13 protein-coding genes are annotated in these 14,644 nt (G+C 49.7%); 4 read left to right on the top strand and 9 right to left on the bottom strand.

Going from position 1 to position 14,644, the window contains the following annotated elements; genetic code table 11:
- The first annotated feature begins 501 nt into the window (after positions 1-501).
- Entirely contained in the window at positions 502-675 is a 174-nt protein-coding gene (locus AC1DVJ_RS03280) for a hypothetical protein (protein ID WP_477588318.1), read from the top strand.
- Between the two features lie 205 nt (positions 676-880).
- Here AC1DVJ_RS03280 and AC1DVJ_RS03275 read toward each other — a convergent pair whose 3' ends face one another.
- The 3 genes from AC1DVJ_RS03275 to AC1DVJ_RS03265 all read right to left on the bottom strand — a co-directional run bounded on the left by AC1DVJ_RS03275 (position 881) and on the right by AC1DVJ_RS03265 (position 4,244).
- Positions 881-3,076: a sensor histidine kinase gene (locus AC1DVJ_RS03275; protein ID WP_477588317.1), complete on the bottom strand. Its 2,196-nt coding sequence runs from the start codon at positions 3,074-3,076 to the stop codon at positions 881-883.
- Complete coding sequence (locus AC1DVJ_RS03270) at positions 3,054-3,758, bottom strand: response regulator transcription factor (RefSeq protein WP_477588315.1); 705 nt, start codon at positions 3,756-3,758, stop codon at positions 3,054-3,056. The genes AC1DVJ_RS03275 and AC1DVJ_RS03270 overlap by 23 nt, the downstream gene beginning before the upstream one ends.
- Before the next feature lie 231 nt (positions 3,759-3,989).
- On the bottom strand, positions 3,990-4,244 hold the full coding sequence (locus AC1DVJ_RS03265) for a hypothetical protein (protein ID WP_477588313.1): 255 nt from the start codon (positions 4,242-4,244) through the stop codon (positions 3,990-3,992).
- A 148-nt stretch (positions 4,245-4,392) separates the two neighbouring features.
- Here AC1DVJ_RS03265 and AC1DVJ_RS03260 point away from each other — a divergent pair, with 148 nt between their 5' ends.
- Positions 4,393-4,686 carry an RNA polymerase alpha subunit C-terminal domain-containing protein gene (locus AC1DVJ_RS03260; protein ID WP_477588311.1) on the top strand — a complete coding sequence of 98 codons (294 nt, stop codon included), beginning with the start codon at positions 4,393-4,395 and terminating at the stop codon, positions 4,684-4,686.
- 77 nt (positions 4,687-4,763) lie between these two features.
- On the opposite strand, the gene AC1DVJ_RS03255 is transcribed toward AC1DVJ_RS03260, so the two are convergent.
- The 3 genes from AC1DVJ_RS03255 to AC1DVJ_RS03245 all read right to left on the bottom strand — a co-directional run bounded on the left by AC1DVJ_RS03255 (position 4,764) and on the right by AC1DVJ_RS03245 (position 6,639).
- Positions 4,764-5,267 carry a DUF2231 domain-containing protein gene (locus tag AC1DVJ_RS03255; protein WP_477588309.1) on the bottom strand — a complete coding sequence of 168 codons (504 nt, stop codon included), beginning with the start codon at positions 5,265-5,267 and terminating at the stop codon, positions 4,764-4,766.
- Between the two features lie 113 nt (positions 5,268-5,380).
- Complete coding sequence (locus AC1DVJ_RS03250) at positions 5,381-6,220, bottom strand: M56 family metallopeptidase (RefSeq protein WP_477588307.1); 840 nt, start codon at positions 6,218-6,220, stop codon at positions 5,381-5,383.
- A gap of 2 nt (positions 6,221-6,222) precedes the next feature.
- On the bottom strand, positions 6,223-6,639 hold the full coding sequence (locus AC1DVJ_RS03245) for a BlaI/MecI/CopY family transcriptional regulator (protein WP_477588306.1): 417 nt from the start codon (positions 6,637-6,639) through the stop codon (positions 6,223-6,225).
- Positions 6,640-6,803: 164 nt separating this feature from the next.
- On the opposite strand from AC1DVJ_RS03245, the gene AC1DVJ_RS03240 reads away from it, so the two are divergent.
- Positions 6,804-7,604 (top strand): pirin family protein, encoded by an 801-nt coding sequence (locus tag AC1DVJ_RS03240; RefSeq protein ID WP_477588305.1) that lies wholly within the window; start codon positions 6,804-6,806, stop codon positions 7,602-7,604.
- 114 nt (positions 7,605-7,718) lie between these two features.
- Entirely contained in the window at positions 7,719-8,597 is an 879-nt protein-coding gene (locus AC1DVJ_RS03235) for a (2Fe-2S)-binding protein (RefSeq protein WP_477588303.1), read from the top strand.
- A 49-nt stretch (positions 8,598-8,646) separates the two neighbouring features.
- On the opposite strand, the gene AC1DVJ_RS03230 is transcribed toward AC1DVJ_RS03235, so the two are convergent.
- The 3 genes from AC1DVJ_RS03230 to AC1DVJ_RS03220 form a co-directional block, all read right to left on the bottom strand.
- Positions 8,647-11,172 carry a trypsin-like peptidase domain-containing protein gene (locus AC1DVJ_RS03230; RefSeq protein WP_477588302.1) on the bottom strand — a complete coding sequence of 842 codons (2,526 nt, stop codon included), beginning with the start codon at positions 11,170-11,172 and terminating at the stop codon, positions 8,647-8,649.
- 95 nt (positions 11,173-11,267) lie between these two features.
- The gene (fdhD, locus tag AC1DVJ_RS03225; protein ID WP_477588300.1) at positions 11,268-12,074 is read right to left on the bottom strand and encodes a formate dehydrogenase accessory sulfurtransferase FdhD; all 807 of its coding nucleotides are present in this window, start codon (positions 12,072-12,074) and stop codon (positions 11,268-11,270) included.
- A gap of 2 nt (positions 12,075-12,076) precedes the next feature.
- A complete protein-coding gene (locus tag AC1DVJ_RS03220) occupies positions 12,077-14,434 on the bottom strand; it encodes an FdhF/YdeP family oxidoreductase (protein ID WP_477588299.1) in 2,358 nt (785 codons plus the stop codon).
- Positions 14,435-14,644 lie beyond the last annotated feature (210 nt).

Below are 14,644 nucleotides of genomic sequence, written 5' to 3'. Positions count from 1 at the left end.
ACGCAAAAAGACATACCGCACGCAGCGATATGCCTTCTATGAAACAGAAAAGCGCTCGTTACGAACTCCTCGTAACCCGCGCTTCACAACATTACGTATAGGAAGGGGTGCTAGCAGCCGAGCATGCCAATTTAAATGCTCGGGCCAACCAGCGGGTTACCATCTATGAAATTAGGTTGGACATGTGTCCACTTATGATGTGCGTGAAAACCAATTACCATAATATCCATTGTGAAACCCCCCTTTGCGTTAATGAGTTGGGCACATCATGTGCCTGCCAACTTTTCCAAAAGATGCCTTTTCAAACCTTACAGGGTGATCTTACCATCCCTCTTCTGAACGTGTCAATCGGAGAAAAAGACTATAACGGAACTATCAGAGCCCGACATTTCCGATGTCTATACTCGTGATGATCGGCATTCCAACTGTCACACATGTTTCATAATCAACGCGCATATGGATAGATTAGGCGTTCATCACACCTCAAAGGAGTGCATGTACATGGTCGATCAAGTGTTTGCGTTGATGGGGTGGATTGTGGCATTCGGAACGATCATAGGCGGGGTCATTGCGGCTATTGCCAGGTTTGTCTCGAGGGACTCGACACAGTATGACATGGTTTTTTTGTGGGACAACCGGTATACGTTGGAGGAGTTAGAGTTGGAGTTAAAATGAGAGAGAGAGGGTATCCCTAAAGCCTTGTATATGGCGAGGGTCCCTCTCTCTTCGTGAATACAGCTGTGAAGCATGCAATAATGCAACCTTTTTCATCGAATTAACCTCTCGATCTGAAATGGCTGAACAAGAACTCTAGGTATTTGTAAAAAACAAAGGAGCTAAGCGCAAGTACACGCTTAGCTCCTTTTCCATGCCATTTCGGCTACGCCTCCGGCACAGCCAGCAAATCCCGTTTTTCAAATTCGGCAATAACCTTGAATTGATCACCATCAATGTCAATCGTGAGCGTGCCACCTTGTAGCTCAACGATGCTCTTGGCAATCGCGAGACCAAGGCCGGAGCCTTCCGTTAAGCGGGACTCGTCGCCGCGTTTGAAGCGTTCGAACAGCTCTTCTACGCCAAAATTAAGCTCATGCGTCGAGATATTCTGAATGATGAAAATGACGCGCTCATTATTTTCCGTCAACGTGACGTAGACACGCGTTCCTGGCAAGGCGTATTTCAAGGCGTTGCCGATAAGGTTCTCGAAGACGCGCCATGTTTTTTTGCCATCCAGCAGAGCATACATATGCGGGCTTTGCACGTTTACTCGGAAGGACAGCGAGGACGCCTCGATTTTGTCGCTGAACTCCGCCAAGGCTTGCGTCAGCAGGGCGGAGACGTCGACTTTTTCCCAATAAAGCTCCGTTGCTCCGCTTGCCATCTTCGACGCCTCGAAGAGATCTTCGATGAGTACCTTGAGCCGCTGCGTTTTCCTATCTAGCACTTCGAGATAGTGGGTGGATTGGTCAGCGGACAAGCCTTCCTTTTTAAGCAAATCGACATAATTGATAATTGAGGTTAAGGGTGTTTTCAAATCATGGGAAACATTCGTAATCAGCTCTGTTTTGAGACGATCGCTGACGCGTTGTTTCTCCAGTGAAAGCTGCAAGCCGTACTTCATATTGTTAATGTTCATCGCCATGCGGGACAGCTGGCCTTTTCCTTTGGCAGGCAAGGTCACATCGAAGTTGCCTTGCGACATTTGTTCCACGCCGTTGATGATGGCACGAAGCTGCTTAATCTTCCGCATCATGTAAGGCAGTACGAAGAGAAGGAACATGATGTACCAAGCAAATGTAAAGACGATAACAGCCTCTTCCCCACTCGAAGCAACCACACATACGGGCAAGAAGCCCATGATCGCGATGATCGCCATAAAGACTAACAATTTGAAACGCAAACCTCGTTGCTCAAGGGTATCTTTAACAGTTTGCCAGAACGACGCAGTTAAGCTAGCGCTCCACTCCTGGGCAAGAGCTTCCGGATGTCTAAGCAGTGCGACTGCACCACGAAGGCCGCTGTACACAATAACAAGTAATGCGGAAGCGATGAGGACAATGATTATTTGATATAGGCTTATATAGGTCGGGGACCAGTAATAAAGCTCCGATTCCATGACGATACCGAAGAGCGCAGCAGCAGCGATAAAGGTTGCCCAAGCCCGAACATCGAGCGGGAAGCGTTTCCTTATCCCCGTTTGGATATCGATTAGCGTCATGTCATCGGCACGATATTTTCTTGCAAAGTAGGTTAGCGCGATTGTAAGAATCACAAGTGCTGCGAGCAAGTAAACCGTTGCTGTCGCTTGATTCTTCATGGACTGGAATGAGAGATAACCCGATTGAATAATGCCCGAGCCTTGCGAAGGGTTCAAGATGTAGTACGTAGCGTTGACCTGATCAATGTTCATTAAGTACGACATTCTGTTCGGTTCATCTAGTTTGGGTAATGTCAGTGTATACATGAACGCCTGCTGATCCCGCAATTTTTGCAGCTCTTCAGGCGCGATATTGCTATAGGTTTCGCCGGTTTTTAAATTTTTCACGACGTAGTAAAGCGATTTGAGACGGTTATCCAGATTCGTCTTGGCTGACAAGAATTGCTTTTGCTTAGCCGCAATTGCCGCCTTAAGCTTTTGTTCAAAAGCAGCATCCTTCTCCTTATTTAACTCCGCTATTTTCGCGTCTCTTTCAGCTTCCAACCGATCTACGTCTGCATTGGTTTCATGATTGCGAGCCGTGTCGATACGCGATCTGTACTTCTCTTGCAAATTGATGAGACGATCCTGTATGGTTCGTTCTGCTTCACGCTTCACCGTATAATATTCATTATCGCCGAGCTGCTCTTCCGGTGTTTTCTCACTAAAATGCGGAGCCTCCAGATGAACCAACTGAATGTTCTGATAGACGGAATTCATTTCCCTGGCGAATGTCCCGCTTTTGAAATAGGCGTCCTCACCCAAGTAAACGCTGTTCTTATACACATTCGATGCCGCGAATAAAGTCAATGTCCACATGATGAAAACACCGACTAGCAGCACAAGCGAGATTGATTTACTTCTCCATTTTATAGCCAACACCCCACACCACCTTCAAATATTTCGGATCCTTCGGATTGATTTCAATTTTCTCGCGAATTCTGCGTACATGCACAGCTACGGTATTCTCGGCGTTAAAGGCGGGATCTTTCCAAACCTTTTCATAAATGTCATCGATGGAAAATACGCGCCCTTTATTCACCATCAACAGCTCCAAAATTTTGAATTCTGTTGGGGTCATGCGCACATCCTCGCCATCGACCGTGACTTCCTTGGTGACTTGATTGAGCACAAGACCGCGGACGCTTAATTCCTCGTTTGCCGCCTTTTCCATCGTTCCAAAGGGGCCTAGTGTTGTGTAGCGTCTTAACTGCGACTTCACTCTAGCGATGAGCTCTAGCGGATTGAATGGCTTCGTTAAATAATCGTCAGCGCCGACATTGAGGCCCACAATCTTGTCCGTATCCTCTGTTTTAGCGGAAAGCATCAGAATCGGGACATTGCAGCTCTCTCTAATCTTGAATGTCGCTTGGATCCCGTCCATCTTCGGCATCATAATATCGAGGATGATCAAATGGATCTCCTTTTCCTCCAGCACACGCAGCGCTTCCAAGCCGTTGTTCGCTTTGCTGACTTCCATCCCCTCGCCTTTCAAATAAATCTCAATCGCTTCCTGAATGTCGATATCGTCATCGACCACAAGCACTTGGTATTTCGTCACGTCCACGCACCCTTTTTCTTCATCTCACTTCAACCCACCGTACTAGCCTAATGATAATAGACACTATTTACAAAATTGCTATTAAAATTCTTACGAAATTATGAAGACAAGGCTGACAAGCTGTTCACTTTATTAGTGTAGCATGGAATGATCCCTTAAAAAAATGCCAAAAAAGCCGTCTCCACTGTAGTTGTTATCTACGGGATACGGCTTTTCTCCATGGTTATTACGTTATTCGATCGTGTCCAGCCTTGCCTTATCCTCATCCAAGGAATCCATGGCTTGCTGCACTGCAGGGCTATCCGATTGGAGACATGCCTGCGCTACGGCATTTTCCGCCTTGGCAATTGCATTGTGAGCTTCTTCCGTCGTTTGCGCTGTCGGGTGAGACAAGGCATGATTTACGGCTTGGTGAACATTATCAACGGAATTTTGTGCAGATGAGATCGGATTTTGCGATTGCAAACTGGAGTCTGTTTTTGTCATATCGTGTTCGCTACCTCCTCGTCAAAATGTACAGTACAACCGCTATCATGAGATATTTAGCCTTATTTTATACACGGCGACCTAAAGCTTTTCTTTTGATAGAATGGTAGTACGTTAATCATCATTCATACTGAAAAGGAGATGCGTCATGGCCGTAACACCAAAGACTCTAAGAACATGCCCCAAAGGGCACAAGTATCATAAAAGTACAGATTGTCCGACCTGCCCAACATGCGAAGAAGAAAAAAGACCCGAGAACGGATTTCTCTCCCTACTCTCAGCCCCCGCAAGACGAGCGTTGGAAAACAACGGAATAACGACGTTGCAACAACTCTCGACGTATAGTGAAAAAGATATTATGAAATTTCACGGTATGGGACCCGCAACTTTACCTAAGCTTAGGACTTCTTTGCAGGAAGCAGGGTTAACCTTCAAGGACTAAATACGAATAGCCTTCCCCATATAAAAGCGGTAGATTAGGAGCTTTTGCTCGTCCTAGTCTACCGCTTTTTGCGTTCGTTATTTCGCTGGAGCGGCAGGAGGGTTGGCTCCTTGACCGCCTTGTTGACCGCCTGCACCAGGGCCACCACCGCCAGGGCCACCCTGCATCATGCCAGGACCGCCTTGCATATCACGGTGTACCATTTTGCCGCCAAGATGTCCTGTGTAGCTCACCAGAATCACTACCACCAGAGAAGCAACGAGGAAGATCGGGTTGCGACCAAGCTCGAGCTTTTTCCAAATGAGCAACCCAACGCGTACAGCGGCTAGCACAATAGCAGCGAACATCGTTAGCTTTGCGTAAAATTCATGAGAGTGGGCAAGCGTATTCCGTGACTCAGGTCCCGTCAGAACACCGGCAATCGCGCCAAGCGCCCCAACAACAAGGCAAAGCATACCGGCTGCGTGCCAATCCTTCTTTTTAGAAATAAGGGCCGCGACATCAAAAACAAAGCTGAAAATTAATAGTGCAATCGGAACGTGAGTAAATATAAAATGTAGATTTTTCATTATGTAGTCCATGCTATTCTCTCCTTCGTATCTCGGAAAATAGTTACACTACAAATCGTAGTGTAAAATGCAGAGGTTGTCAATTCTTTTCAGACAAGCTCCCAAATATGATAAAAAGGGCTTACTTAGATAAGCCCCATTACTAATATGAAAATGAGTACAGACATCGCTAGTCGAAAAAGCGGCCAGCGTAAGGTTACTTTCCTCTGTGGATCCAAAATATGCTGAATGCGCACATTCATAGACGTCTCTGCAAAAGAAGCATGCGAGAGCGGAAACCGCGGCTTCGTTGTTTGCTTGAGCAGCTTAAGCAGCGCACTGCCTAAGTCCGTGGCTTGCTCCATCCGTTCGATCGCATACTTATCCGCGCGGAGCTCAATCATCATGGGATATTTGTGTGCAATCCATTCAAAAATAGGGATATATCGCATCGACTTCGAGATCAGCGCAAGCAGGAAAATAGCCGCGGGATCTCTGTGCTGTACATGGCATTTCTCATGCTCAATAACTGCGCGAAGCTCGTTAGGCTCCAGCATGTCCATAAGTCCCGTCGAGACGAGTATGCGCGGCTTCCACAAGCCAATGGTCATGGCAAGGGGAGCCTTATAGCGGACGATTTGAAGTTGCTGCTGTGTCAGCTCGAAGTTCTCGGCATACTCAGAAGAAAGTGCAGCGTCATGATATTTCTTCACGAGCTTATTCGCCTTGACCACATCATAGCCATGCTTGACGGCAAGCCAAACCATCGACCCCATCGTGTAGAGGATCAGCCCATTCACTAAGGTCATAGGTACAGGGCCAGGCACGTGCAGATAGTGAAAGAGAATGAGACACAAATCAAATAGATTGTGAGAAGGTCTCCAGTGAAACAAATGCCCTAGGAGGAAGGCAACCATCTGCCATACAATCGTGCCTCCGATCACCAGTGCAGCCGCGTACAGCCATTTGAACCGCGATTCTGTCATCGTTATCGATCCTTTTTTAGAAGTAGAATGTGCTGCTCCAACTGGTCAAGTAGCTCAGGGTCAACTTTATCGAGCGCATCAACCATATGGGTAACCGCTAATGAGCCGAATTGTTCAATGAGGTCATACGTCAGCTCTTTGGATTGCGTTTCCATGAACTCTTCGATGGTCACAACCGGCTTATAATGAAACGATCTGGCAACGGAGTGCTTCTGTAAAATCTTTTTGTCCACAAGACGGTTCATCACCGTCATTACGGTATTGAAATTGATCGCTTTGTCTTCATCGAGCTTCTGTTGGACGTCTTTGATCGTCATTTCTGAGGAGCTGTTCCAGAGAATTTCCATGATTTTGGACTCTAGAGGACCGAAAAAGCGGTTAAGTCCACTTTCCTTTAATTTAAAGTTTTGCATTTTCACGTTAGGCCACACTCCTTACACTATAGATTGTAGTGTGCGCAAAGGGAGGAAGTCAAGAATCATCACGCTGCGTGCGGAAAACCTTTTGACATCTGGAATAAAAGGCGATATACTACTTACATAAAGTTAGTTATTAAATATAATATAGTTAAGGAGTGATTCTCATGAGCATTCATATATATTCGGTTAGTGAGCAGGGCGTCGGAGCATTTGATGGCGGAAAATTCGTCGAACAACGGGCCATCAGCTTCCCCGGCGAAAAGACAGCGGTAGATCGTGTCGGCCCTCTATTCTACTGGGCATGGGGCAAAGCATCCGATGTATCGGAAATCGGCATGCATCCGCACAAAGCGTTCGAGATCGTCACTTACGTGATCGACGGGCTCGTGGAGCACCGCGACTCCCTCGGTTCCTTGGAAACCGTGACGAACGGAGGCGCGCAAGTGATTCAAGCAGGCTCGGGCGTTTATCACTCTGAGGCCTTCCGCAGAGCGGGCAGCGAGGCGATGCAGATTTGGTTTGAGCCGCATTTGAGCGATACCGTAAAGAAGCCAGCTACCTACAACCAATATGAGCATGAGCGGTTTCCGGTTAACGAGCAGACTGGAGTTACGCTAAAAACCGTGATCGGTGGAGACGCACCCATCCAGCTGGATACAGATGTACGGATGTATGATTGGGAGCTTGCGCCTGGCGCGGCATTCAGCTACAGCTTGGAACCGGGACGCAAACTGGCGTTGCTTGTGATTCGCGGGGAAGGTGCGGGGGAAGTTGGCGCGGCGGGGCAGGAGCAAGGGCTAGAGCAAGGTCAAGGGCGCAAAACCTTGTCCCACAAGGATTTTGTAGTGGCTCAAGCGACGGGTGAAGGCGAAGCCCTTCACTTGCAGGCCGGCAGTGAGCAAGCGTTACGCATCATTGCGATTGATGTGCCTGAGAATCCAGGCTATGCGTTGTATCGGAAGTAAGACTCTGTTGTACATGCACCACCCAGTCCATATGGATTGGGTGGTGTTCTATTTGTAGGACCCGCCTACCTTTTCTAGAAGAAACCAAATTGACACGTTCGTCTCGCATCCAGTATGATCAAAGGAATTACATTGATAACGATAATCATTATTACACATTGGAGCGTGCTGACGATGCCCATCGAGACGAACGTCGATTTTTCGCTAGTTGAACAGTATTTTCATATTTCACCTAAAGGAATGGAAGAGCCCCTCCTGCACATTCCAGGACGGCAGCTTTTAGATGGACCGACGATGCTAGGCATCCTGCAGCAAGGGCAAACATTGCTCCGCGGCAAAGGGTTGGACATTTCAGCGTCGTACTTGGGACTCACACTTTTTAACCTAGTGGCTACGATCCAGCTATTCCTTGCCCAGTATAATCAGTGGTTAGATATCGAGCTAGACCATATTGCGCTTGATATCGAGAATCATGGCGACCATGCGCATGTCGGATATAAGATAGTAAATGTTCAGTGGAAGGAAGCTCCGACTGAAGATCGTGATCTATTCATCGAGTTGGAGATGCGCTCACTTTTCACGAACCTCATAAGCCCCGTTATTGCCGTTATCGCTGAACAAGCGAAAGTGAACCAAGCCATGATTTGGAACCAATTTGCGGCACGAATGACATTTGTTCGTGATTATGTGCTGGAAAATGACCCTCGTCCACAAGTCCGCGAACAATTCATCTCTGACTACGAGGTGTTGACGAAGCAATTGACGCCAGACGTTTTTGGCCGTAAGATAAATCCTTTCGTCCATGAGCCGAAATACATAGATAGCCCTTATCAAGAAGGCAAAAAAATTCTCATGCGCTCCTCCTGTTGTATGTATTACCGCCGCGAAGAAGGAACGAAGTGCTTCAGTTGCCCGATCCTCAAGGAGTCGCAGCGTGAGGAGATGTTCATTGAAATCAAAAGTAAGCAAGAAAGTGCAGCTACTGCTGGTTAACCGACATTAAATATGAAAGCCCCCGAGATCATTCTCGGGGGCTTTCCACTTATTTCCCGCCCGCACCGTTCACAAAGGTGAACGAAGCAAACGCCTTCTCCAACCGCGCCACATTCGCGTCGGTGCTGACTGCAGCATCGATACGAAGCGTCACCGTGTACGTGACTTGTTTACGATTAAACAAATAGACCGTTTCGGTATACGGAATGTGCTCCTTCGAGTAGCTCACCGTATACTTCTTCGCTTTCACATCACCGAAAAGCGTGACATCCTCTGACGTGTACGTGTAGTCACTATCATTGGAATGACTTTCCTTCTGCTCGTCCTCAGCATCTTTCAACACCTCGGCGTAGGCCGTTTTGCTGTCTGTCTCTACACGCAAGTAACCACCTGTGAAGGTGAAGGTCTTCGTCGCCTGATCGTTGCCATCGTAAGGGCGATTCGTTGTCCAAATTTCAGGGATACGCAAGGTGTAGTTAAACTTCTCGTTCTTGTACAAAGCAGTACGATTCGGATCAGCAAGTTCATCAAGATCCTGAATGAAGCCAAGCTCCCCATCCATCGTCTCTTTATCCACCGAGATCGACGCCACCACGTTATCCCAAATCTTCTCCAGCTCATCACCTTGATCATCTTGCGGATAGGTCATTTGAACTTCATATTTGTACTTGTCTTTGATGAAAAAGAGTGAACTCCCTGCATACCACTCATCCCCTAAGGAACTCGCAAAGCCAACCTTCCATGCAGGCACACCATCTACGGTAACTTCCTCCGGCTTGTCCACACGGCGATAATCCGCCGTATATTGCGCTTCAAACTCATCAATCTCCCGATCTACCCAATCCTGAAGGGTATCCCCTGAAGACGCTGAGGTCACATTCACATGAACCGTTTGCGAGTAATCGTCATTATAAAAGGATGTGCTGCCACGATGACCCTGCTCCCAAGCCGCAGGCAAATCGATCGATAACCCGTACTCACTGGTGTACGTCACGTCGTCGGAACTAAACACGGAGATATCCTTGAGTGAGTTATCGGCTGGATTAAATGCAAGCTTAAAGCTGTCCAACAGATCATTATAGCTATTTTGTTTGGAACGATTCGTATACTGTTCTTTGGTTACGAATAGTTGCACGGTGTACAAGCGACCGCCATACTGGTAACCTCGTGTCTGAATATAGCCGTCTTCTCCTGAACGGCTTACGATTTTGGCATAAGGACTGTCTGCACGCTTCACGTACTGACGCTCCAGAATCGTTGCGCTATCCGCGTAACCCGAATACTCGCTGTCATCCCCACCGGCTACTTTGTTCAATAGCGCAGATGGCGACAGCTCATCACTTTGATCGCTATCGACGCGAATGGAAAGCGCGAATTCACCCTTCGCATCAACGAAGCTTGCCGAATCGCCGTCGTCCGATTGTTGTCTTTTGACTAGACCAGCCGGGTATTTCATGGACCAGCCGAAGTGGCTGTCGCCAATCTTCGTTTTGCCGCTGTCCGCGTCCAGAGAGCTCCCCTCTGTATCCTCGGTTAACGTCGCTTCAGCGCTGTGCAGCTCACCTAGCTTGACCGTTTTGGTAAGCGTCGTGCTTCCCGACTGCAGCTTAATATCCACCGATTGGCCTGGTAAATAAGTTTTAATCGCCTCGTTATAATCCACGAGTGTTTTAACCGAATTAGGACCGACGGAAAGTAAGACTTCGTCTTGTTCAACCCCTGCCTCAGCAGCGGGCGAATCCGCGTCCACGTAAGCCACTCTTAACCCCGTTGAGCTTGGCAGGCCTACAACAGCCTCCCAGCTTTCTTCCAATTCGAGCCCTGTGTAGGCGCGCTTCACTTTGCCATACAGTTCAAAATGCTTCAACACATACTTCACGGTATCCACGGGAATCGCAAACCCGAGATTTTCCACGCCAATATCGGCATATTTCATCGTATTAATCCCAATGACTTCGCCCTTCATATTGATCAAAGCACCACCGCTGTTGCCCGGGTTAATTGCTGCATCTGTTTGAATCAGCTGGTACTGCGAGCTCACGGAGCGATCTAGACCGCTGACAATTCCGACCGTTACGGAGTTACGTAAAGCGAACGAGATCGGCGTACCAATTGCCGCTACCGTTTCACCCACTTTGATATCCGAGGAGGATGCAAATGTGGCAGGCTTTAAACCGACAGCGTCGATTTTGACTAGCGCCAGATCGCTCTCCTCATCGATATTCGAGGCATGCCCGCGATAGGTTGTCCCCTCGGAGGTCACGACGACGATATTTTTCATATTTTTAACAACATGAGCATTCGTTACAATCACACCATTCGAGGCCACAATCACACCTGTACCGTGTGCAAGGTTAAAACGATTTTTCTCTAATGACTTATCCATCTCAGAAGATGGCTTTCCTATAATGGCGACGACGGAAGGCGAGGCTTTCTCAATAACCTGCGGAATCTCTGCATTAATTTCTGCTGCATAAGCACGTGAAGACATAGGCTGCGCAAACGTCGTCGTCAGTACGAAAGCTGCGACCAGCGTTATGCCCCCTTTTTTCATCCAAACATTCCAATTCCCCATTGTGTCGTTCCTCTCTTAACAAAAGTTGGCAATAGCTAGAATCTAGCACAATTCTGATAGAGAGACAATATAAATATTTCCACAAAAAGGTAACTTTATCGACATTCTGCTATTCTTTCTGGATGCGTATACACGGTTAAATGGTCTCTTCGAATGAAGCCAACAACCGTAATGCCTAGATCCTGAGCCAGACGGAGAGCCAGATCGGTTGGTGCTGATTTGGACAAAAGAATGCCGACGCCGATCTTCGACGCCTTTAAAACTACCTCGGAAGAGACTCTTCCGCTGAAAGCAAGCACCTTATCCCGAACTGAAATTCGATGCCGGAGGATGTGTCCGTATATTTTATCAAGCGCATTATGTCTGCCAATGTCTGCTCGGGTAAGAAGAAGCTCATTCGCCGTGCACAAAGCCGCGTTATGCAGACCTCCTGTAAGCCGAAATTCAGCCGATTGCTCCTGAAGCTCGCTCATCAAATAGAAGCATTGGGGAATGGTCAGACTGAGCTTTGTAGTCACCGTTTTGGCCGTGCGCATGTCATTGTGAAAATAAAACTGACGGCTTTTCCCGCAGCAGGACCCAATGAATCGTTTGGACACCATCTGACGGCTTAGCTGATGAAGATGGCGCAGCTTCACATGGGCGAAGCCACGGTCGTCCTCTAGGGATAGGGCTTCAATCTGATCCACGAACCGGATCATGCCTTCCGAGGCAAGGAAACCCGTGACAAGATCGATCGTATCGCTTGGTGTATAGACAAGTGTGGCGAATTCTTCGCCGTCGAGCAGGATGGTTAGAGGCGCTTCGATCGCGATTGTGTCTTCTTCAGGAATTACCTCCGAGCCGTTATAGCGGTGGATGGACCACGTGGTTGTAGATGCTGAAGTCTGAAATTCATCCATCCTTATCCCTCCATTTCGGTTTCCAGCTCTAAAATACGCTTCTCCACATAACGTGTATCTTTGTGGGCGTGATATGTTTCCGCCTTTTCAACAATAACGGCCGTGTTATACTCCGGAATGCCTGCAAAAGGTTCATATACCCCTTTGGGTATCAAGCTGTTGCCCTCGGGCCAGTGGACTTCGATGTTGCCCTTTCGGATGTCGGCTTGCTTGGCTCTGCCATGCATGTTGCCATAGCCGTTGTAGACAACAATGGCTTCGCCTTCTTGTAGGGCAAGGCTGCGCATATCTTCCTGTCCCATCAGCACATCATAGCGATCTGCTTCATTGAAGGGATCGATGTCGCTGTAGATCATCGAATTGAACTGCTTGCCGCGGCGCGTCGTCACCGCGAAATGCCCTTCCGGCTTCCGCAGCTCCGGAAGCTCAATCGGCAGCAGCGCGCCGCGGCCATCCGGCGTCGGACAGACGCCGTCCTCGCACAGCCACGCGCCGCCGTACTGAAACACATCCCCGCGCTGCCGCAGGTGCTGGATGCCGTCGTAGCTCGGCGCAGCCAGCGCGATCTCCGCGCGGATCGCTTCCGCACTATCGCAGCCTAGCAGCGCTGCGGCTTCGGGCTTCACGCGGCGGGCGAGATCGACGTAGATGTCCCACTCCGCGCGCGCTTCTCCGATGCGGGGACCGGCGATCTCGGGCGAGAAGTACACCATCCGCTCCGTGGAGGTGGATGTTCCGCCGCCAGGCTGCTCGTAGCGCGTCATCGCGGGCAGCACGACCACGGCCTCACGCGCGTCTAGCAGCGTGGAGGTGTTGAGGATGATGTCTTGGTGGACACGGACATCCATCGCTTCTAAAGCTTCGTGGACGAATTCCGGGTCCGGCATCGTCTCTAGGAAGTTGCCGCCGGATGTGTAAAACAGCCGGAGCTTCCGCTCCTGCTCCTCGGGCAGGAGCGCGTTCTCGAGGGTGACACCGACGATGTCACCCTGCCAGCTCGGCAGCTCGAAGCCCCAGAGCTGCTCGATGCGCTTGCGGTCGGCGGCGCTGCTGATCTCGCCGCCCGGCAAGGAGAAGGGATCGGCGCCCATTTCGCCGGAGCCCTGCACGCCGCTGTGGCCGCGAATGGGCATCAGCCCGCAGTGCTCGCGGCCGAGAAAGCCCCGCAGGAGGGCGAGATTCGCCACCTGCGAGATGTTGTCCGTGCCGAAGCGGTGCTGTGTGAGCCCCATGCTCCACACGAAAACCGCGCTAGAGGCACGCGCCAGCAGTGCAGCGAGCTCGCTCATGCGCTCGCGGGTGAGGCCGGACGACTGCTCCAGCGTCGTCCAATCCTGCTGCGCCACGTGGGCGCGCAGCTCTTCGTAGCCGTTCGTGTGCGCAGCCACGAACGCATGGTCAACCGCGGAGCCAGGCTCGCGCGCCTCCATCTCAAACCATACCTTCATGATGCCGTTCATGAAGGCAATATCTCCGCCGATGTTCACTTGGTACACATCGTCGGCCAACTTGGTGCCGAATAACGCCGATTCGGCAATCGAAGGGATCCAGTACTGCTCCATCGACGGCTCGTAGTACGGGTTAATAACAATGATCTTCGTCCCTTTGCGTTTGGCCGCATACATATACTTCGTCGAGACCGGTTGATTGTTCGCGGCCACACTGCCCCAGAACACAAGGACATCCGTGCCGATCCAGTCCTTGTAATTGCAGGTCGAAGCGCCAACGCCAACGGAGCGCTTCAGTGCCGTCTTCGACGGCGAGTGGCAGATCCGCGAGGCATTGTCGATGTTGTTCGTGCCGAGCAACCTCGCCACCTTCGCTGCCGCGTAATACGACTCGTTCGTGATCCCCCTCGCCGTCAAGTAAAACGCCATCTGCTTCGGGTTCAACCCGCGCATCTTCGCCGCAACCAGTTCCAGTGCCTCTTCCCATGTGGCCCGGCGGAAACGTCGCTCACCCTTCCTGCGGATGAGTGGATAAGGAATGCGCCCAAGCTGACGAAGCTCGGTGGAGCTCAAGCGGCTGAGCTCATCGATGTCCGCATGGAGCAGCTCCTCGCGGATGGCTGGCATCGTATTCAGCCGCAGCACGTTTAACCGCGTCGTGCAGATATGCGGCCCCGCCAGCGTTTGATCGTACAGTCCCGACACCCCCAGCGCGCAGCCATCGCACACGCCTTGTGTCAGAATTCTCACTGCATAAGGCAGGTTATCTCGATTTTGCCAAGCTATTTTGGCTGTCTCACGAATATGCTTCGGCTTGACCTTGCCGAGACCGAACGGTATCTTACTGACCCAAAGCTTCGGATCTGGTTTAGCGGGCAGCTTGATCGGCCCTGTGTGCTTCGTTTTCCCCAATTGAAACGCCTCCTATTTACGTGTTCTTGCATCCTCATTACCCAAAACTGCAAATGTACATCCTTTTACTAGCCATTTAAGCTTACCCAGAGAAATTCGTGCGATTCTGCAACTATTTCAGCTATTTCCAGTCTTTTCAGAACATTCCCCGCCAAATACATGCATTTTTGCAAGCATTCGACCTAATCGCGCAATAAGCAGGTAAATTGA

The organism is Paenibacillus sp. P4_A9, assembly GCF_056402415.1.
The sequence above is the reverse complement of the archived record's forward strand: the minus strand, read 5'-3'. Positions and strand labels throughout refer to the sequence as shown.